This is a genomic window from Paenibacillus solani (assembly GCF_001277345.1).
GTDB classification, from domain to species: Bacteria; Bacillota; Bacilli; order Paenibacillales; family Paenibacillaceae; genus Paenibacillus_AQ; species Paenibacillus_AQ solani.
In genome coordinates, this window is the sequence record NZ_LIUT01000006.1 from 333,311 (window position 1) to 352,022 (window position 18,712).

Annotated in this window: 23 protein-coding genes; 17 read left to right on the top strand and 6 right to left on the bottom strand. The window is 48.2% G+C overall.

The features are described 5' to 3' along the window. The first annotated feature begins 110 nt into the window (after nt 1-110). The 7 genes from AM231_RS22790 to AM231_RS22820 all read left to right on the top strand — a co-directional run bounded on the left by AM231_RS22790 (nt 111) and on the right by AM231_RS22820 (nt 5,024). Nucleotides 111-938: a cache domain-containing protein gene (locus AM231_RS22790; protein WP_054404655.1), complete on the top strand. Its 828-nt coding sequence runs from the start codon at nt 111-113 to the stop codon at nt 936-938. A gap of 202 nt (nt 939-1,140) precedes the next feature. After that, on the top strand, nt 1,141-1,911 hold the full coding sequence (locus tag AM231_RS22795) for a sensor histidine kinase (protein ID WP_054404656.1): 771 nt from the start codon (nt 1,141-1,143) through the stop codon (nt 1,909-1,911). Beyond that, nucleotides 1,901-2,104: a response regulator gene (locus AM231_RS22800; protein WP_054404657.1), complete on the top strand. Its 204-nt coding sequence runs from the start codon at nt 1,901-1,903 to the stop codon at nt 2,102-2,104. Before AM231_RS22795 ends, AM231_RS22800 begins: the two co-directional genes overlap by 11 nt. After that, a complete protein-coding gene (locus AM231_RS22805) occupies nt 2,101-2,361 on the top strand; it encodes an ABC transporter permease family protein (RefSeq protein ID WP_242615280.1) in 261 nt (86 codons plus the stop codon). Before AM231_RS22800 ends, AM231_RS22805 begins: the two co-directional genes overlap by 4 nt. 329 nt (nt 2,362-2,690) lie before the next feature. Then, nucleotides 2,691-3,095, top strand: a complete 405-nt coding sequence (locus AM231_RS22810; RefSeq protein ID WP_054404658.1) for a DoxX family protein — start codon at nt 2,691-2,693, stop codon at nt 3,093-3,095. 21 nt (nt 3,096-3,116) lie between these two features. Continuing rightward, nucleotides 3,117-3,743: a nitroreductase family protein gene (locus tag AM231_RS22815; RefSeq protein WP_054404659.1), complete on the top strand. Its 627-nt coding sequence runs from the start codon at nt 3,117-3,119 to the stop codon at nt 3,741-3,743. Nucleotides 3,744-3,917: 174 nt separating this feature from the next. Continuing rightward, the gene (locus AM231_RS22820) at nt 3,918-5,024 is read left to right on the top strand and encodes a hypothetical protein (protein WP_242615281.1); all 1,107 of its coding nucleotides are present in this window, start codon (nt 3,918-3,920) and stop codon (nt 5,022-5,024) included. 77 nt (nt 5,025-5,101) lie between these two features. Here the strand turns inward: AM231_RS22820 and AM231_RS22825 are convergent, their stop codons facing one another. The 6 genes from AM231_RS22825 to AM231_RS22850 form a co-directional block, all read right to left on the bottom strand. Next, nucleotides 5,102-5,536 carry a DUF6376 family protein gene (locus tag AM231_RS22825; protein WP_054404660.1) on the bottom strand — a complete coding sequence of 145 codons (435 nt, stop codon included), beginning with the start codon at nt 5,534-5,536 and terminating at the stop codon, nt 5,102-5,104. Nucleotides 5,537-5,672: 136 nt separating this feature from the next. Next, the gene (locus AM231_RS22830) at nt 5,673-6,170 is read right to left on the bottom strand and encodes a hypothetical protein (RefSeq protein WP_054404661.1); all 498 of its coding nucleotides are present in this window, start codon (nt 6,168-6,170) and stop codon (nt 5,673-5,675) included. Nucleotides 6,171-6,479: 309 nt separating this feature from the next. Further along, nucleotides 6,480-7,130 carry an amino acid ABC transporter permease gene (locus AM231_RS22835; protein ID WP_054404662.1) on the bottom strand — a complete coding sequence of 217 codons (651 nt, stop codon included), beginning with the start codon at nt 7,128-7,130 and terminating at the stop codon, nt 6,480-6,482. A 44-nt stretch (nt 7,131-7,174) separates the two neighbouring features. Beyond that, the gene (locus AM231_RS22840; RefSeq protein ID WP_082341782.1) at nt 7,175-7,834 is read right to left on the bottom strand and encodes an amino acid ABC transporter permease; all 660 of its coding nucleotides are present in this window, start codon (nt 7,832-7,834) and stop codon (nt 7,175-7,177) included. Between the two features lie 133 nt (nt 7,835-7,967). Continuing rightward, nucleotides 7,968-8,777 carry a glutamate ABC transporter substrate-binding protein gene (locus AM231_RS22845; protein WP_054404663.1) on the bottom strand — a complete coding sequence of 270 codons (810 nt, stop codon included), beginning with the start codon at nt 8,775-8,777 and terminating at the stop codon, nt 7,968-7,970. Between the two features lie 39 nt (nt 8,778-8,816). Then, nucleotides 8,817-9,566 carry an amino acid ABC transporter ATP-binding protein gene (locus AM231_RS22850; RefSeq protein ID WP_106406118.1) on the bottom strand — a complete coding sequence of 250 codons (750 nt, stop codon included), beginning with the start codon at nt 9,564-9,566 and terminating at the stop codon, nt 8,817-8,819. Between the two features lie 168 nt (nt 9,567-9,734). Here AM231_RS22850 and AM231_RS22855 point away from each other — a divergent pair, with 168 nt between their 5' ends. The 10 genes from AM231_RS22855 (at nt 9,735) to AM231_RS22890 (ending at nt 18,508) form a co-directional block, all read left to right on the top strand. Further along, nucleotides 9,735-10,925: an acyltransferase gene (locus tag AM231_RS22855; protein ID WP_054404664.1), complete on the top strand. Its 1,191-nt coding sequence runs from the start codon at nt 9,735-9,737 to the stop codon at nt 10,923-10,925. Between the two features lie 223 nt (nt 10,926-11,148). Next, nucleotides 11,149-12,504 (top strand): glycoside hydrolase family 5 protein, encoded by a 1,356-nt coding sequence (locus tag AM231_RS22860; RefSeq protein WP_242615282.1) that lies wholly within the window; start codon nt 11,149-11,151, stop codon nt 12,502-12,504. A 102-nt stretch (nt 12,505-12,606) separates the two neighbouring features. Beyond that, a complete protein-coding gene (locus tag AM231_RS30100; protein WP_242615283.1) occupies nt 12,607-12,816 on the top strand; it encodes a hypothetical protein in 210 nt (69 codons plus the stop codon). Between the two features lie 4 nt (nt 12,817-12,820). Beyond that, nucleotides 12,821-13,285 (top strand): hypothetical protein, encoded by a 465-nt coding sequence (locus AM231_RS22865; protein ID WP_054404665.1) that lies wholly within the window; start codon nt 12,821-12,823, stop codon nt 13,283-13,285. A 306-nt stretch (nt 13,286-13,591) separates the two neighbouring features. Then, the gene (cspD, locus tag AM231_RS22870) at nt 13,592-13,792 is read left to right on the top strand and encodes a cold-shock protein CspD (RefSeq protein WP_006207896.1); all 201 of its coding nucleotides are present in this window, start codon (nt 13,592-13,594) and stop codon (nt 13,790-13,792) included. Between the two features lie 96 nt (nt 13,793-13,888). After that, a complete protein-coding gene (locus AM231_RS22875; RefSeq protein ID WP_053490202.1) occupies nt 13,889-14,125 on the top strand; it encodes a cold-shock protein in 237 nt (78 codons plus the stop codon). 191 nt (nt 14,126-14,316) lie between these two features. Further along, entirely contained in the window at nt 14,317-14,490 is a 174-nt protein-coding gene (locus AM231_RS29265; RefSeq protein WP_165593460.1) for a hypothetical protein, read from the top strand. 304 nt (nt 14,491-14,794) lie between these two features. Then, nucleotides 14,795-15,787 (top strand): ABC transporter permease, encoded by a 993-nt coding sequence (locus AM231_RS22880; RefSeq protein ID WP_082341783.1) that lies wholly within the window; start codon nt 14,795-14,797, stop codon nt 15,785-15,787. A 30-nt stretch (nt 15,788-15,817) separates the two neighbouring features. Continuing rightward, nucleotides 15,818-16,699, top strand: coding sequence for a carbohydrate ABC transporter permease (locus AM231_RS22885; protein ID WP_054404666.1), 882 nt, complete (start codon nt 15,818-15,820; stop codon nt 16,697-16,699). 135 nt (nt 16,700-16,834) lie between these two features. Beyond that, the gene (locus AM231_RS22890) at nt 16,835-18,508 is read left to right on the top strand and encodes an extracellular solute-binding protein (RefSeq protein ID WP_207383672.1); all 1,674 of its coding nucleotides are present in this window, start codon (nt 16,835-16,837) and stop codon (nt 18,506-18,508) included. Nucleotides 18,509-18,712: the final 204 nt, after the last annotated feature.

Below are 18,712 nucleotides of genomic sequence, written 5' to 3' on the forward strand. Positions count from 1 at the left end.
AAGAGTATCAGGTGGATAAACAAGCCATTTAGAAAGCCTTTACAAAACCACGGTGCGGGTCCTAGACTTAAGGGATAGAAGCATGCATGTCAGCAGGGGGGGATGACCTTATGATGGAGCGTATCAAGCAATGGGCCAGCGGGTTGAACTCGATCCGCAACCGTATTTTTTTCTCCATCCTGCTGTTTTTGGTTATTCCATTTCTGCTTTCCAATCAGTATTTGGATAAGCCTATGGAGAGAGCGATCGAACAGAAGATCGCAAAGTCTTCGCAGGATGCACTGGTTCTGATGACCTTTAACGTTCAATTGTTTCTGGAGGATATGCTGAACTCGGCAGTCGATATCACCACCAATGATGACACTAAGAAAATGCTTAAGGATCCGGATGCCTTCACCCATTGGCAGAAGCTCAGACTGAATGATGTGACGCTTAACCGTTCGTTCAGCTCGTATTTCTCGAACACTTACGTCACTCTTTTCGACCGTCACGGGAATTGGTACAGCACCCGCTATCTGGAGGAGAGCCGTTATCAGGAGTACATTCATTCCGACTGGTATGAGAAGATGATAAGCCACCCTTATCAAATCCGCTGGATGTTTAATAACCAACAGTTTCTATACATTGACCGTGAGCCGATCATATCCCTTGTGAAGAGTATCACAGAGCTTCAGAGCAATCAGAATATCGGCATGATCGTATTTAGCGTCACCGAGAAAGATATTCGCAAATATTTGACCGGACTTGAGGGCGATGTGTATCTTGTGGATAAAGAGGGAAATATCGTCTCCAGCCCGAACAGGGAGATGATTGGCAAGAATGTCTCCGAAGAGTCCTATATGTCCGGCTTGTGGACAAAACGCAGAGGGCAGGCCATGGTGGAGAAAGCGGACCAGAAATACATCGTGAATTTTGATACGGTGGATTTGAACGGATAGAAAATCGTACAGAAGGTTCCCTACGATGCTGTCTTCAAGGAGATATACGACCTGCGCAAAACCAAATCACTCATTGTGCTGCTGATCTTTGGTATCTTTGCAGTGATTACGCTGTCTATTTCATACGGAATGTCTCGTCCCCTCAAACTGTTGAAGAAACGGATGCAGGTGTTAGGAGAAAGATTTCCATTCCGTATTGTCAGTGGCAGGTCCAAAGGAAATTTCATCTCTTATCGAAACTTACAATAAAATGGTTACCGAAATTCGTCAGCTGCTGAACCGGGTGAAAGACGAGTATCAGCAGAAGGAGGATATGCGGTTTCGTGCGCTCCAGGCGCAGATCAACCCGCATTTCGTGCTGAATACGCTGAACAATATTAAGTGGATGGCTTATATACGCAATGATAAAGAAGTCGGCGATATGCTTTCCAGCCTGGGCGCCGTTCTCGAGCAGAGCATCGGGCGTGGTGGAACGCTGATTCCGCTGCGGCAGGAAATTCAGTATATCGAGAATTATATTGAGCTGATGAAAATGAAGTTTAATGACAAGCTGTCGATGGAATATGACATTGAAGATGAGCTTATGGATCAGGAAGTCATCAAAATCATGCTGCAGCCTGTGATCGAGAACAGCCTGATTCATGGCATTGAGCCGATGAACGGAGCAGGCAGAATCATTGTCCGAGCCAGATTGGAGGATGACCATTTCCTATTAACGGCCGAAGATAACGGTGTCGTCATTTCTCCCGAGAAGCTGCAGGAACTGGAAGCGAGGCTGGCGGCTGGATCGGAAGAGCTGCCTGAGCGCATCGGCATCAAGAATGTGCATGATCGCATTCGACTTCAGTATGGAGAGCCTTACGGCATCCAAATTCACAGCAAAGTTCATGAAGGGACAACGGTGGCATTTTTGCTTCCGTTCAAAAAAGTGCAGGAAGGGGATCACGATGACCTTATAAGTGATGCTGGCTGATGACGAACTACTTGTTCGCTTGGGGATTAAATCGTTGATCGAATGGGAAAAGCACGGCTTTTCCTTTATTGGTGATGCCCCGGACGGCGTAAAAGCGCTTGAGCTGATGGAGAAGGAAGTGCCGGATATCCTGCTTACCGATATTATCATGCCCCGGTCCGGACCTTCCTCCAGATCCTGCTTCCAATCGTGAAGCCGGGTATCGGCGCCTTGTTCATTTTGAACTTCGTGCAGGTATGGAACGACTATCTCTGGCAGCTTGTCATCGGCCAGGATAAACAGATGAAGACGCTGATGGTCGGTGTTGCAACACTGATGCAGGACCTCAATCCGAATTTTGCCTACAAAATGACAGGGGCTACGGTGGCCGCGATACCGATGCTCATTATCTTCATCATGTTCCAGAAATACTTCACAAGCGGTATCTCGATCGGTGCAGTTAAGGAATAATGACAAGCTCCGCGTATGTGGAGATCAATAGCATTAAGAAGCATCCTCGCCGGGAATTTGGCGGGGATGCTTTTTTGCTGTACATTCTTTTTTCAAAATAGCGGTTGACAGTCGAAAGAAAATCATATATCTTGATATTAAGGTAAATAACTATATAAAAGTAAGTAGATAGAAAGGGGTAAGTTTGAAGGTGTTTAAACGTTAGCTAAGTGAATAAGTGAAGCATGTTAATCATTCTACAGGTTTATATCTTAATATTAAGATATGAGTGAGCTCGTGTTGTTGAAGGATTTCTATAGATTACAAAAATGAAAATGGAGGCGTACAAGATGGCTATAGATCTTGGATTGTTGATACTTCGTTTGGTGGTTGGGTTGTCGTTCATGGCGCATGGCGCGCAGAAGCTGTTTGGATGGTTTGGCGGTTACGGGCCGAAAGGGACGGGCGGCTGGATGGAATCGATTGGCATTAAGCCTGGAGTGGCAGTCGCGGTGCTGTCAGGTTTGATGGAACTGGTTGGCGGGCTGCTGTTTGCAGCCGGTTTCCTCACAGTGCTTGGCGCTGCGCTGATTACGCTGACAATGCTGGGTGCGATTGTGAAGGTGCATGGCCAAAATGGATATTGGGCCACAGCCAATGGTTATGAGTATAATCTGCTGTTGATCGCCGTATCGGTAGCAGTAGCACTGACGGGTGCAGGCGCATACTCGCTGGATGCGGTCATATTTAACTAATAGATGAGGAGCGTGCAGGATATGAGTGATCTAACTACATTAATCAAGAGCCGAAGATCGGCTAATCTGTTTATGGAAGGCATCGAAATTCCCGATCAAGATTTGAATGAACTATTTAATGAAGTTAAATATGCTCCTTCGGCTTTTAATTTGCAGCATGCACACTATGTTGTGGTTAAGGACCCCGATATCAAGCACAAAGTGTACGAAGCCGCCCAGAAGCAGTATAAGATACTCACCGCATCGGCCGTTCTCGTTGTCCTGGGGAATCAGCTGGCGTACAAGGATATCGGAAGAATGAATGAAGGCTTCCTGAATTTAGGCGTGATTGATAAGCTGGAATATGACATGACGGTGGAATCAGTGACAAGCTTTTATGAAAATGGGGGACCATCCTTCATGAGAGAAGAAGCCATACGTAACGCCAGTTTATCCGCGATGTTATTGATGATGGCAGCCAAAGATAAAGGCTGGGATACTTGTCCGATGATCGGATTTGATCCCGAGGCGCTGCTGAAGGAATTAAACATTCCGGATGCTTATGTGCCCGTCATGCTGATTGCTATCGGCAAGGAGGATACAAGGAAGCCGCGTCCGCGCGGTTATCGCAAACCGGTACTGGAATTTGTAAGCTATAATCAATTTTGATGGGCATGAATATGAGGAAGAAGCTCTCGCTGGAGGTTTAAAGATCCGGCGGGAGCTTTTTTTCGTACCAGCAATAAACATTCTTCTCCGTAATGACGATGATGAATATAAAGAGATCGGTGCAGTTTCTCGTTCCAGTGGTGTTCGATACTTTATGTAAGGGAGGTGAATGAAATGAAGATCGGGAAGCGGCTATATCAGCGATATGGACCAACCGTGGTTTTGGTCGCTCTGGCATTTCTGATGGCAGCATGTACGAACGATATGCCGCCGTCAGAGATTCATCCTGCTTCGACAGCTGCCGCTCAGAGTGAAGAGGGGACGGCAAATGACAAGGAATGGTTGCCGGTCGCCAAGGAGAGCGTACAGATGGTATTTCTGCATGGAGATCAGGATGATGTTCAAGCCACACAAGAAACGGAGCTGCCTGAGGAGGAACCTAAGCGGGATCCGGTGGAAGCAGTTCTGGGTATGTATGAAGCACTTCAGGCGAACGATTCTAAAGCGTATTTCCGTCTAGCTGACATACCGAGCATCCGTATTTCCCCCGCCAAGCTGAAATTAACATTTGAAGAGGCTGGGAAGCGGGAAGTAAAACCGGAACGATTCAAGCTATTTGATAAAGCGGTGCTTGATTCGGAAAGCAGCCGGTTGTTGTCTCTTACATACGGCAGTCAGGCCGAGATCGTGCTGGAGGAGCTTAGCCAGGGCGATTTTCATATATGGTTTGTGACGGCGTTTACGGATGGACTTAAGGTAGTGGAGCAGTCCACGGTCTATCCCGGAGCTTACGAGCTGGGAAGAGAGGCAGAGTTAGAGGAGCTTGTTGCTGAGGAAATCCGCCGTACCGCAGAGGACAGAGGATTACTGGCAGCAAGAGCGAAGGAGCCCCTATGGAACCCGGTGCAGAGCGTTTCCTTGCTCTATCAGGCAGCCCAGGCAGAGGATGAGGAAACTTTCTTCGCGATGTCGGGTGGAGACGAAGGGTATTTCGCAGGTCAGCATACATGGGATATGTCGGAATTTTCCGAAACGATGAAATCGGTTGAGAGCGTGCAGCAGATGCTGATCAAATCAGTATCACGCGGAAACATCGCTGAAACCTACATAGCAGAATATGATAAACGTTTCGGCTCTGACTGGCAGTTCATTGTGGCTTGGAATCCGGAGGATGGGGAAGAAAGTAAAGGCACATCCTGGATTATGGCTCCAAGCGGGGACGGGACGAGGTATGTTGTAAAACAGACACTGACTGGCAATTTAGACCCTTTCTTAAAATGAGGAATGGAATACATACAAATAACAGCCCTGCTCATGAAGAGCAGGGCTGTTATGCTAAGGTCAAAGGGCTGGCCTGTCTACGGCTGCAAATTCTGGAGCATGTCCATCGTCTCTGTAATCTTATTGATGGTTTGTGCCATGCCTGAATTCTGGAAGTCGGTGACTCCATTCTGGATTTGGTCCATGTAGCCGTTGATGTCGGTCAGAAGTGTATCGTTTAATGCTACCAGCTGTTCATGGACGTTACTTGCAAAGGCAGGGGCCTCTATGCCGTTAAACTCCGAGATTTGGGCTTTCATGGCATCAAGCTCCTTGGTCAGCGTTTCTTTAGCGTCTGTTTGGGTGGCTGCCTGCTGAGCAAGCTCCGAAATAGACTCGGCAAATTGGGAAACCTCATTGATGAAGGTGGTTGCTTCTTTCGTGTAATCCAAGGAGTTGTTTACATCATCCACCAAGGAACAGCCAGAGAGAATTCCCAGAACAAGTGAAATCAACAATAATCGTTTGATCATTTCTCATCCTCCTGTCATATCGCTATTGCTCTTTTACGTTGTTTTACGTATGACATGGAGAATGGTTGTATTTATTTCTTGAGGCTGAGCAGATTGTTGCAGGTAATGTGAACGGCTCTTTTTCTACGAAAGGGAGTTAATGCTTGTTCTGCAGAATACGGATAAGTTCAATCAAGCCGTCAAGGATGTTGAAGGTCGTTGGTCTTTTGGCTGGCTGAGCGGGCTTCTCAGGCTGGGTTCCTTCACCCAAAGGAGCGGTGTCTACCCTTGAGGAGAGGCCGGTATTTCCGCATAGACGTGGCTTGAATTTCTCTTTGCCTTTATTTGCGAAGACTACATATTCTTTGCCCTCTTCGAAAGACTCCCAGCCGTTGGTATACAGGGTGATCGTGGAAGATTTCATATCTCCTTTCCACCACTCGGCAACCTGAAATACGTAGTTGGTTTGGGATACGTCGGATGCAGGATTGTGCGAGATGAGGGTGCCCCGGAATACTGCGGCTGACACTTTTAATTCCTCGGTTACTGGTCGAGGTCCCGCACAAGATAGTGCGGATGCTCTAGATTGATCGGTGCCAAGCCATATTCCGAGTGAAAGGGAGAGGATGATCATGACGAGCAGTCCTTTTTTCATATGGAAAACTCCTTTATCGAGATTGGATATGTATTTAGACGAGTATAATTTAGTCAATGTTGCAGTTTCTGGAAAATGGTTGATGTGCGAACATGGATAAAATCAAGATTTGCGACAAGATTGGCAGCCGCAAGATAAGGTAACTTGTTCTCTTGCTGTCCGTTTTTCGCGGAAGCGGCAAACACCCCGCAAGCCGTAACGGCTGCGGGGCAGGATAGGATGCAAGTATGTGTTCCAAACGAATGTAGTCTTCACACTAGATGGCTGGTATTCAATGAAGCTAGCAAGAATTGTTCATCGCATTAAATACTAAATTTGCCTTGCTTCCAGACGTTTGGCGATTATCGACAGGACGTAGTTCAGCGTAAAGTATAACAAGGATGCAAACACAAGGGCTGGAATTACATAGGAATAGCTGGAACCGCTAAGAATTTGCACATTACGCATTAGCTCAGGCAGTGAGATGATCACAGCGAGCGAAGTGTCCTTGATGAGGGAGATAAACTGGCTCACCATAGGCGGGGACATCCGGCGCAAAGCCAGTGGGAGTATCACATGGCGCAGCGTCTGCATATAAGAAAGGCCCGAAGCCCGGGCCGCTTCGATCTGGCCCTTATCTACCGATACAAGACCGCTGCGTACAATCTCGGCAATCATAGCCCCTTCAAAAATGCTTAAGCCTACGACAGCCGCCCAGAAGGTGGGAATGCGCAGTCCGGTCTGCGGCAGAACCATGCCGATAAAGAAAATAATCAGCAGCAGCGGCAGATTGCGGATCGTATCTACAAATATAGCCGTCGTTCTGGACAGGAAAGGGGTTTTCGTATATCTCACGGTTCCGAGAACGGTTCCAATGATGAAGCTGAATATAATGGATAAGCCGGCAACCTGCACCGTGATCCAAAAGCCTTGAAGGAGATATCGCAGATTCGGCCAGGAGTATGCACCGATAAAATCCATCTCATGCCACCTCCTGTTTTAGTAGGGCGAGCTTCGTGTTAACATCAATTGCTTCTCGCAAAGCGGCGCTCCATATAATGGACGGCCAAGCTGAGCGGCACGGTCAGGAGCAAATAGAACAGAGCAACAAACGTATAGACAGGGATGCCTTTGAAGGTGCTCAGATTGATGAGATCGGCATAATACATCAGGTCGAGCCCGGCGATAACGCCCAGAACCGAAGAATTCTTGACCAAATTGATCAATTGGTTGCCGATGGCTGGCAGTACGATTTTGATGGCCTGCGGCATAATGATGTAGCGCATAGTCTGAATATAACTGAGGCCCGAAGAACGCGCTGCTTCCGACTGACCCGAAGGAACCGCCTGAATCCCCGCCCGAATGGCTTCGGCGATGAAGGAAGCGGTGTATACCATCAGTCCGAGCGTGCCTGAAGTGAACGGGTCAACTGGTATACCGAGAGTAGGCAGGCCGAGGAAAAAGAAAAACACAACTACAAGCAGCGGAATGTTGCGGATAAACTCGACATAGATGGTGCCGATGGCTTTCAATATGCGAAAAGGGGCAATTCGCAGGATGGCGATGAATGTCCCCAGCACCAAGCTGCCGATTAGCCCAAGCAGGCTGGCAAGAATAGTCTGGCGCAGGCCAGCCATGAATTGGTCCCAGTGCTCAACTAGAATGTTAAAATCCCACAAGGACAATACGCATCACCTCCAATTGGGGATTATGAGCGATTAGCTAGTCGACCGTAGCCAGACGTGTTCCTCCCAGTAAATGAGAGAAACCCGATTGGAGCCGCGACGGTTAGAACGGCCAAGCCAAGCCATACTTCGGTTATTCCGGCTTCACGCCCATCCACTGCTCATACAGCTTGTTGTATTCGCCGCTGTCCTTCAGCTCTTTCAACAGTTCGTTGACGGTTTTGACAAACTCCGGATTTCCTTTTTTGATAGCCATTCCGTATGGTTCATCCGTAAAATTGCCGCCCACCAGCTCAAAGCTCGGGTCCTGCTGCTGCATACCGAGGAGGATGGAGTTATCGGTGGTCAGAGCATCCCCCTGTCCCGCCTTGAGTGCGGTGAATGCGTCCTGATAATTCTCGAATTCGAGAATGACGGCGTCAGGAGCTTTCTCACGAATATTTTGTGCGGAGGTAGAGCCTTTTACGGTCAGCACCTTCGTATCTTTGTTCAGGCTTTCCAGACCCGTGATCGGGCTTCCTTTCTTCACCAGCAGCGATTGCCCGGCTTCAAAATAGACATCGCTGAAATCCACCTGCTGCTTGCGCTCTTCCGTGATTGTCATCGTCGCAATAATGATATCGATGTCCCCGTTCTTCAGCATGTCGATTCGAGTCTTGGAGGTAACCTCCTTCAGCTCAACCTTGGTTTCGTCACCGAGAATCTTTTTGGCCAATGCCTTGGCGATATCGATATCGAAGCCCTCTACATTGCCAGTGGCAGGATCCTGCAGTCCAAACAGCTTGGTATCATACTTCACACCGGCTACCAGCTTGCCCCGTTTCTTGATCGCCTCAAGCGTATCCGTATTGCCGGAGCCGCCGCATCCCGAAGCGACCAGCAGGACGATAAGCGCCAGAAAGGCTGCACTCCATCGAAATGACTTCATTAACTTCTTTTTCATAATCCCGTCCCCCTAAAATATCTAATTTTTTTCTCCCTGTTAGTGATGCAGCAGGCGGCTTAAGAATGCCCGTGCTCGTTCTTCCCGCGGCTGCTGGAAGAAGTCGGAGGCAGGCGCATCCTCGATAATCCGGCCTTCGTCCATAAATACGATCCGGTCTGCGGCTTCACGGGCGAAGCCCATCTCATGCGTAACGACGGCCATGGTCATACCTTGATGGGCGAGTGAGCGCATGACATCCAGCACTTCGCCGATCATCTCGGGATCCAGCGCGGATGTGGGTTCATCAAACAGCATAATTTTCGGATTCATGGTCAATCCGCGGGCAATCGCCACCCGCTGCTGCTGACCGCCGGAGAGCTGGGAAGGGTAGCTGTCTGCTTTATCGGCAATCCCGACCCGCTGCAGGTAGGTCATCGCTTTCTCCGTCGCTTCCGCTTTGGTCATGCCCAGCACCTTCATCGGAGCAAGGATAATGTTATCGATCACTTTCTTGTGCGGATACAGGTTGAAATGCTGGAAGACCATTCCGATATTCCTCCGAAATGCATTGATGTCGATCTTTCGGTTATGAAGCTGGACTCCGTTAACGACAAGCTCTCCATCTGTTATGCCTTCAAGCCGGTTGATGCACCGCAGCAGTGTGCTTTTCCCTGAGCCGGAAGGTCCAACAATGACGACGACTTCCCCTTGGGTAATGGTCAGGTTGATTTCTTTCAGAACATGGAAGGTTCCGAAAAATTTGTTGACGCAGCTGAATTCAATCAGTAGAAATCCCCTCCTATTCACTTTGGATCATCGCTCTATGACTGCAAGCTTGTGTCCTGTCTGGGTGCCAGGCCCTTTTTACACTGGTATGGCAAAGGGAGCTTGTTCCATGCCACTTTCAGGAAAATTTAGTATCCAAGCAGGAGGGAGTGAGATATAATAGGGGCGTAATCAGACGAAGGAGGCAACATGAAAGAGAAACGTGCAAAAATAACCGAAATCGACCTGGTTCGGGGCTTTGCGATGATGGGTGTGCTGATGGTGCATGCGACATCATTCGCCACAGTTCAGATGCGCGGGGACGATTTTTTTGGCTTGTATAATTTCTTGAACATATTCTCGAAAGTCGGGACGACGACGTTCATATTTCTGAGCAGCTTTGTGTTGTTCTACAACTATTACCATCGCCCGTTTCGGGGTCGTGACCTGGTCCGATTCTTCAAGAACCGACTCATGTATATCCTGGTGCCGTATGTGCTGTTCTCTGTACTGTTCTTTACGGTGGCTTGGTATCATCGCGGGGGTGAATCCGATCTGGCAGCGATGCTGGAGAGCTTCTGGCCCAAGCTGGCGACGGGAAAATCCTACACGCACTTATATTTCATCTTCATTAACATCCAGTTCTATGTGCTGTTCCCGCTCGTGCTGATGCTGCTGAAGCGATTCCGTGGTTTCGCATCGGTCTGCGTCCTGGTCGGCATTGTGCTGCAGTGGCTGTTCTATATTGGCAATGACGCTTGGTGGGACGTAACGAATCGAAACAGCTGGTCGCTGTCGTTTCTGTCATATTATTTTCTCGGGGCATGGTTCGGTATCTATTATGAGCGGGTAAAGGCCTGGTTGACTTCAGCGAAAGAGGCAGCAAGACCAGCTCGGCGCAGGCTGGGCTGGATCACACTCTGGGCAGTATGGCTGGGCGCAGCGCTGATCCATATTGGTCTTCGATACAATCAGCGCCTGCTGGGAATGGAATATCACCCACTGTTATACGATGCCTTTTGGAATGTGCATACATTAACCACCGCAGTGGTCATGCTCCAGGTTGCCCTGCTTCTTGGGAATAAGAGAGCTTGGTGGCTGAAAGGATTTAGGCAGCTCGGGGTGTATTCCTTTGGTGTGTATCTGGTGCATCCGCTGGTGCTCCTTGTTTACCGGGATTATCCCCCGCAAACAGAGAACTCTTGGCTGCTCTTGGCATGGTATGCCGGCGGTTTTGTCAGCGCACTCGCGGTCTCGTATATCGTAGTGTACAGCATAAGTCGTCTCGGGAGTTGGACCTGGATCTTCTTCGGCAAATTACCCGGAAATCTGCGTACGGGAAGAACGCCAAGTCCTCCTGTGCCTGGTCCTGGCCAACCTGTTACGAAGGTTTCATCGTAAGCTCTATATGAGAAAAGCGCTCTCCTCCTTTGAGGAGAGCCTTTTCTTTTCCAGAGGTAGCGATATTTCAGGAGGTTTCCCTGATTTTCGGAATTCCAATTTTCGCCCCGGAGCTCATGATATATTTTGTGTGATGTTTTGGCCTGTATAGCCGATGAAGAACATTTCAATACTTACAGGTCAATCACATTCGTTACAGACATGAGAGCGAGGGGATGCCAATATGGACGTTAGCGGAAATCCTTTGGTAAGCGGTTTTGTTAAGACGGATGGCAAACGTGTGGTGAATGGGGACGGGCAGGAAATACTGCTGCAGGGAGTCGGGCTTGGCAGCTGGCTTCTGCCGGAGGGATATATGTGGAAACTGCCGGAGCAGGGGGACCGCCCGCGGCGCATCGAGTGCATAATTCGGGATCTGATAGGGGAGGAGAAGGCAGCCGCATTCTGGGAGACCTATTACGAGCGGTATATCACTGAGGCCGATATCCGGCAGATCGCCGCGGAAGGCTTCAATTCCATCCGGGTGCCGATCAATGCCAGGTTGATCATGGAGGAAGGGCAACAGCCGCCATTTGTTTATCATGAAGATCATTTGAAGCTGATCGACCGTGTGATCGATTGGTGCAGGACGCACTCGCTGTATGTTATTCTGGATTTACATGGCGCGCCAGGCGGACAGACTGGCGCCAATATTGACGACTCCGAGCGTGATTTGCCAGAGCTGTTTACGGATCGGCTGAACGCAGAGCGGATCGTGGCGCTGTGGCGGATGCTGGCGGAGCGTTATAAAGACGAGTGGATTGTTGCTGGATATGACCTCCTTAATGAGCCGCTGCCAGATTGGTTCAGTGAATACTATGATCGGGTGATGCCGCTTTATAAGGAAATTACGGCAGCGATACGCGAAGTGGACAAACGCCATATGATCATTTTGGAAGGTGTGCATTGGTCTACGGATTGGAGCATTTTTAACGAAAAATTTGATGATAATCTGATGCTGCAATTCCACAAGTATTGGAATAATCCTGACACGGAGAGCATTCAGAAGTATCTCGATATGCGTGATGAATGGAATGTGCCTATCTTCATGGGGGAAGGCGGCGAGAATAATCCGCAGTGGTATACAGGAGCATTTCGGCTGTTTGAGGACCACAACATATCCTGGAACTTCTGGACCTGGAAGAAGATGAGCACCACGAACTCGCCATTCTCGATTCGTATGCCGGAAGGCTGGTATAAGCTTGCGGCTTACCTGGAAGGTGGAGAGAAGCCTTCTCCAGCCGAAGCGGAGTCCATTCTGGAAGAATACCTGGATTGCCTTCCACTGGAAGCCTGCGATGCTTATCCGAACATATCCCGTTCATTGTTTCGACGGCTGCCCGTTCAAATTCCTGCAGAGTTTTACGGGTATCGGGGGGAAGGCGTTTCCTATCATGTGGAGGAGAAAGCCAGCCAGGATATCGGCTTCCGAATTTCGGACGGCGTTCCGATGCGCATGATCACAGGCAAGACGGAGAAACCAAGCTACGCTCCGGAAGGCGGCAAGCCATGGATAGAGGACAACCTGGTATGTGTGTAGCTCCGGGAAGGAGATTGGCTTGTTTATAATGCGCATTGCGCATCTGCGGACGTCTTTCATCTGGATATGCGGGGGCGAATTCCTGAGAATACAGTAGATATTATGGTTCAGATCGGTGATCGGGAGCCCGAAGCACTTACTCTGTCAGACCCCGGCGAAGGGCAATGGCATGTTCATGAGTTGGGCGGGGGAATGCTGATTGAGGAAGGCCCCGTCGATGTGGTAATCATGGTGAACCAGGGCCGAATCGAGCTGGATTGGCTGGAATTTACCAAAAACACGTTAAATGGAGATAAGTTAAAGGGGAGATAGTGCTGTGACGGAACAGGCTGCAATATCAGAAGGTTTGAGCCAATGGCTGGATGGCTTTAATTTGGAGTTAAAACAAAATGATGCGATGCTGCTATTGAGCGTAACGGAGGATGGATGGCCGAGTACGGCTATGCTCAGCGTAGGGGAAGTCCTGGCTTTAGACCGGAACAGGCTGCGAATCGCACTATGGCAGGGAACGGGCACGACGAGCAATCTCCTTCGGACCGGACAGGCAACCTTGGTGGCGATTCATGAGGAGGCGGCACACTATGTCCGCTTGCGTGTTCAGCCGCTTCCAGACCTGCCGGATGCTGAACATCCGCGGCAGCGTTTTGAGGCTGAAGTAGTGTCCGTGCGTGAAGATACCGCTAAGTATGCTGATATTCTATCGGCCGTGAGATTCCAGCTGCACAAACCGGATCAAGTATTGGAGCGATGGAAGGAAACGCTCGGTGAATTGCGGAAATAACATTCATGTGTAAAATCCTGCATCAGATATGGCCCCCGGAATATACCGGGGGCTACGCTTGCCTTTTGCTTGTGCTCTCGACGGAATAATGCCAAAGAAAACAACTTTACTTTTTCCGCAGAATTTTTTGTTTTGGTATTTGCTATCGGCCAATATTTGTGTTAAGATATGAATATCGAAATCGACCTGAATTCACATATTGTAGAGGGTTGTCATTTCTGGTAACCTTGTGCAATATGTGAATTTTTTTTATTCCGTCTGCGAAGAAAAAAGGTCATGTAAATATATATCAAGGAGGATTTTCCCATGCAAACAGGAACTGTTAAATGGTTTAATGCTGAGAAGGGCTTTGGTTTCATCGAAGTTGAAGGCGGAAACGATGTATTCGTTCACTTCAGCGCGATCCAAGGCGACGGCTTCAAAACGCTTGACGAAGGCCAACGCGTTGAGTTCAACATTGTTGAAGGCAACCGTGGACCACAAGCTGAGAACGTTGTTAAATTGTAATTACAATAGAAGACTGCCCTTAATGTGAGACATTAAGGGCAGTTTTCTATTATACGGCGTTTCTATTTTCTACGACGAGAATAAGGAGGAGCGTTCATGTATTCGCGTAAAAACTCGATGGAGAGTATTCCTGAAGAAATGACGGATGTTTGGGCATGCACGAAGGAAGACTGCAAAGGTTGGATGCGGGACGATTTTGCGTTCGACACGGAGCCGGTATGTCATTTGTGTCAATCCCCTATGGTCAAGGAAACCAGAAGTCTGCCGCAGCTTGTTAATACCAACAAACAACAGAAATCCCTGGCTAAAGGGATCCAAATTGAACGCAAATAGCAGCTAATACCTAGAGAAAGCGCTGGGCAAACATGAAATTCTTCTTGAAGCTACCTTCGGATTTTATGGCAAATCCGTCTATTTTTGTTTCATTATGACGAGATTGGTTAGGTAATACATGTACCCTTACATTTCTGGGTCAGAATGGTTTCGCAACCTAAGGGACGCATAATTCAAAGGAGTGAAATGTATTGAACACGCAAACCGAGGTACTGAAGCGCAACATTGATAACATGATTATTCAGGAGAACCAAGGCGGCTTGAACGATCAGGAGAAGTTCATCATGCAGAAGCTGATGCGTGAGAAATACCAACAGGAACACGAGAGCAGAATGGAACATCATGATGAGGACAAAAAGGAATAACCGGTAAAATCCTTGATATACGCTCGATCAAGTGATGATCGTCAGCATAACGATTGAAGAGATCATATGCAGGCATGAAGTCACTGGCGAGGTAAGAAGCGTAGAGGACAGCTGTTAAGGCTGCCCTCTACGCTTTTTTTGTGCCTTTTTTTAGTCAGAAACAACCGTTCGTTGACCCGAAAAATGAGACCCTCGAAACGAAATCTGAAACCTTACTTGCAGAGAAAGACCGATCTACAATAGATACATAAGGAATGTAAGGGTTTCTTCGATCATAGTTAGGATCAACTTGGAGGTCATAATCATGCCAAATCAACTTCATCCCGATTCCGATACCGGTGTCGGTTCCCCGATGGAGCCTTCTGTAAGGAACGAAAAGAAACTAGACAGACAAAGATGGTTTAGAAAGCTCTATGGTCAACGACATCTTCAGATTATGGCACTGCTAGGTATTGCATGGATGATTGTATTTAACTACATTCCCATGTACGGGATCATCATTGCATTCAAAGAATTTAATATCGTGAAATCCATAGGCGAAGCGCCATGGGTTGGATTAGAGCATTTTAAGGAATTTTTCTCGGATGATGACTTTACGACCGTCATGCGGAACACACTCGGGATTAGCTTACTAAAGCTGTTTATCGGATTTCCGCTCCCGATCATTTTTGCACTCTTTCTGAATGAGATCCGGTCCGTTCGGTACAAGCGAACGATTCAGACAATTTCCTATCTGCCTCACTTCTTGTCATGGGTCATTCTGGGCGGCATACTGATGACCTGGCTTGCAGATATCGGAATTATCAACAATATTCTGCTGGCTCTGCACGTGATTGATGAGCCAATCACCTATCTGGCGGAACCGAAATACTTCTGGGGAATTATTATCACTTCGGATATATGGAAGGAGCTAGGCTGGTCTGCAATTATTTATCTGGCGGCTATTTCCAGTATTTCACCTGAGATGTACGAGGCGTCGACGATTGATGGTGCCGGTCGGTTCCAGAAGATGTGGTATATCACCCTTCCCAGTATCAAATCGACCATATCGATCCTCTTCATTCTTGCGGTTAGTGGTGTGCTGAACTCCAACTTCGATCAGATTCTGGTGCTCCGAAACACGCTGAACGAAAGCGCGAGCAATGTCATCGATATTTTCGTATACCATACCGGTATTCAAAACGGGCGTTATTCCTACGCACAGGCGGTCTCATTGTTTAAGTCCGTGATTGCAATCATCCTGCTGCTGATCGCAAACAAGGTGACCAAAAAGCTGAATGATACATCACTATTCTAGCGAGACCAGCCAGAAGGGAGAAGAACAATCATGTTTAAACGAAGAACCAGAGGCGAAGCCTTGTTTGATATATTCAATAATTTCGGCATGCTGATCGTATGCTTCCTGACGATCTACCCGATCTGGTACGTGCTGGTGAATGCCTTTAATGACGGGCAGGACGCCATGCGCGGAGGGATCTACTGGTGGCCGCGAATGTTCAGCTTCGAGAACTTCAGCGCGGTGTTCCAGAGCTCCGGCATCATGACGGCGATGGGCATTACCGTGGCCAAAACCGTGGTCGGCGTATTTATACACGTCTTGTTCACTGCGATGGTGGCTTATGCCTTTTCCCGAAAGGGCCTGATCGGCGGGAAATTCTATATTTTGCTGGGCACGATAACGATGTTTTTTGGCGGCGGAATTATTCCTTTTTATTTGCTAATCAAGGACTTGAATATGCTTGATAGCTTCCTGGTGTACATAATTCCGTTCATGTTCAGTTTCTTTGACCTGATTATCTTCATGACATTTTTCCGCGAGATTCCCGACGGTCTGGAGGAAGCGGCGAAGATTGACGGGGCAAATGACTGGTCGATTTTCTTAAGAGTTGTGCTCCCGGTGTCTATGCCGGTTATCGCAACGATCGCGCTATTTCATGGGGTGTTCCAGTGGAATGACTATTTCACAGGTGTCCTCTACATTAATAACGCGGATTTGCAGCCGATTCAGACGTATCTGTATAAGGTCGTTGCCCAGTCCAGCTCGAACCAGATGATGGCCCAGGTTCCGGGCGGGGTTTCCAAGACGGTTACCTCTCAGTCGATCAAGATGGCGACCATGGTTGTGACAACGGCACCTATCGTATTCGTCTATCCGTTCCTGCAGCGATATTTCGTAAAAGGGATGATGATTGGTTCTATTAAGGGTTAAGACTCAAAGCTGAATATCCGGATAATATGCCTCATTCCTAGGGAAACCAGAGGCAATCGTATGGTAGCTTCTCTTGCTGCATCTGGCAGGAGTTCTATATATCATCTATTTTTAAATAAGAAGAGGGGTAAACACATGAGCAAGATGCTTAAGCCAAAGAGCTTTCTGTTGTTGATGTTTGCACTGGTCATGGCCTTTACAACAGCGTGCTCGTCCGGAAGTGGAAGTGATAAAGGCGCGTCAGAAAAAGAGGATCAAAAACCGGCAGAAGAAGAAGTGAAATTGACTCAGGACCAGCCCGGATGGGAGATTGACACCTCCCCGATTACGTTTGACTGGTATATCAACTTTGCCTGGTTCCCGAACAAATGGGGCGAGGACATTACCTCCCAATACGTAACGAAGAAAACAGGAGTTAACATTAACTTCATCGTACCGGCAGGGAATGAAGCCGAGAAGATGAATACGATGATCGCTTCCGGTACGCTGCCTGATTTTATTACGCTGGGCTGGTATGAAGACGCTGTCAAAAAAATGATCGAGGGCGATCTGGTACTGCCGCTGAACGAATTGGCAGATCAATATGATCCATATTTCTATAAAGTAACCGACCCTGCGAAGGTGTCATGGTATACGAAGGATGACGGCAACATCTACGGTTATCCGAATGCTTCGTCTTCACCCAAGGACTATGAGAAGTTTGGCGATGAACTGACTTCCAACCAAACCTTCCTCGTGCGCAAAGATATGTATGAGGCGCTGGGAAGCCCGGACATGCGCACACCGGAAGGGTTCCTGAAGGCGCTTGAGGATGCCAAGAAAATGTTCCCGGATGTAAACGGTCAGCCGCTTATTCCGTTTGGACTGCATGATTTCCATGAGAAGGGCAACAGCTCTCTCGAAGGTTATCTGCAGAACTTCCTGGCTATTCCGCAGGATAAAGACGGGAAGTTGTACGACCGCGGCACGGATCCGGAATATGTGAGATGGCTGAAGACACTGCGCATGGCGAATGAAAAGGGCTTGATGTCCAAGGATGTTTTTGTGGATAAACGTCCGCAGATGGAAGAGAAAATTGCCCAGGGCCGTTATTTCGCGATGCTGTATCAACGCAGCGATATGGCTAATCAGCAGAACGCACTATATGCAAACGATCCAAACTCCGTTTATATCGCGGTGGATGGAATGGCTAACTCCAAGCTGGATCAGCCGACACTGTCGGGTCCATCCATCTCCGGCTGGACAGTTACACTCATATCGAAGAACGTGAAAGACAAAGCACGCGCGATCCGTTTCCTGGATTATCTCATCTCTGAAGAAGGGCAGCGGGATACCTTCTTGGGAGAGAAGGGCGTAACTTGGGATACGATCGATGGCAAGGACCAGTTCCTGCCAGAAGTTGCGGAGCTGCTGAATAGTGACCGCGGGGCATTCGATAAGAAGTATGGTGCCTCCCATACCTTCTGGATGATGATGGATGAGAACGTAACCCAGGCTTGGAAGCCTGCAGCCGTTGAGCCGTTCAAGCAATTGGAAGATTGGACGCGCGGTAAGGCCGCAAGCTTCTCGCAATTTGACCAATTGGATCCGGATGCAAACTCCGAAGAAGGCATCATTAATGAAAAGGTTATGAACGAGTGGGGAAAAATCCTGCCGAAGCTGATCTTTGCCAAGTCGGATGCCGAGTTTGATCAAATCTGGAATGATTACCAAGCAAAGCGTGAATCGCTCGGATTCGCGAAAGTTCAAGAATACAGACAGAAAGAATACGAGGAGAATGTGAAGAAGCTTGAGGAATTTTTGAAGTAAATAAGCAAGGAAACAAGCAAGCCTACGTAGATCAGGCGGATGCACAACTAAATGAAGACGAAGGTACCCTAGATTCGATTTTGTCGAAATAGGGTGCCTTTTGTCGCATCACGAGCTACTATAGGATGGTATCCGATCTGCTGCTGCATGTCTTCCAATATTTCCATATGTTGCAACATGCTCAGGACCGGCTACGACTCATTT

Bases quoted from the DNA above. Each gene is read 5' to 3' on its own strand.
- AM231_RS22790 (WP_054404655.1), top strand. From the start codon at position 111: ATGATGGAGCGTATCAAGCAATGGGCCAGCGGGTTGAACTCGATCCGC.
- AM231_RS22800 (WP_054404657.1), top strand. From the start codon at position 1,901: ATGCTGGCTGATGACGAACTACTTGTTCGCTTGGGGATTAAATCGTTG.
- AM231_RS22810 (WP_054404658.1), top strand. From the start codon at position 2,691: ATGGCTATAGATCTTGGATTGTTGATACTTCGTTTGGTGGTTGGGTTG.
- AM231_RS22815 (WP_054404659.1), top strand. From the start codon at position 3,117: ATGAGTGATCTAACTACATTAATCAAGAGCCGAAGATCGGCTAATCTG.
- AM231_RS22820 (WP_242615281.1), top strand. From the start codon at position 3,918: ATGAAGATCGGGAAGCGGCTATATCAGCGATATGGACCAACCGTGGTT.
- AM231_RS22825 (WP_054404660.1), bottom strand. From the start codon at position 5,536: ATGATCAAACGATTATTGTTGATTTCACTTGTTCTGGGAATTCTCTCT.
- AM231_RS22830 (WP_054404661.1), bottom strand. From the start codon at position 6,170: ATGAAAAAAGGACTGCTCGTCATGATCATCCTCTCCCTTTCACTCGGA.
- AM231_RS22835 (WP_054404662.1), bottom strand. From the start codon at position 7,130: ATGGATTTTATCGGTGCATACTCCTGGCCGAATCTGCGATATCTCCTT.
- AM231_RS22845 (WP_054404663.1), bottom strand. From the start codon at position 8,777: ATGAAAAAGAAGTTAATGAAGTCATTTCGATGGAGTGCAGCCTTTCTG.
- AM231_RS22855 (WP_054404664.1), top strand. From the start codon at position 9,735: ATGAAAGAGAAACGTGCAAAAATAACCGAAATCGACCTGGTTCGGGGC.
- AM231_RS22860 (WP_242615282.1), top strand. From the start codon at position 11,149: ATGGACGTTAGCGGAAATCCTTTGGTAAGCGGTTTTGTTAAGACGGAT.
- AM231_RS30100 (WP_242615283.1), top strand. From the start codon at position 12,607: ATGGTTCAGATCGGTGATCGGGAGCCCGAAGCACTTACTCTGTCAGAC.
- cspD (WP_006207896.1), top strand. From the start codon at position 13,592: ATGCAAACAGGAACTGTTAAATGGTTTAATGCTGAGAAGGGCTTTGGT.
- AM231_RS22875 (WP_053490202.1), top strand. From the start codon at position 13,889: ATGTATTCGCGTAAAAACTCGATGGAGAGTATTCCTGAAGAAATGACG.
- AM231_RS22880 (WP_082341783.1), top strand. From the start codon at position 14,795: ATGCCAAATCAACTTCATCCCGATTCCGATACCGGTGTCGGTTCCCCG.
- AM231_RS22885 (WP_054404666.1), top strand. From the start codon at position 15,818: ATGTTTAAACGAAGAACCAGAGGCGAAGCCTTGTTTGATATATTCAAT.
- AM231_RS22890 (WP_207383672.1), top strand. From the start codon at position 16,835: ATGAGCAAGATGCTTAAGCCAAAGAGCTTTCTGTTGTTGATGTTTGCA.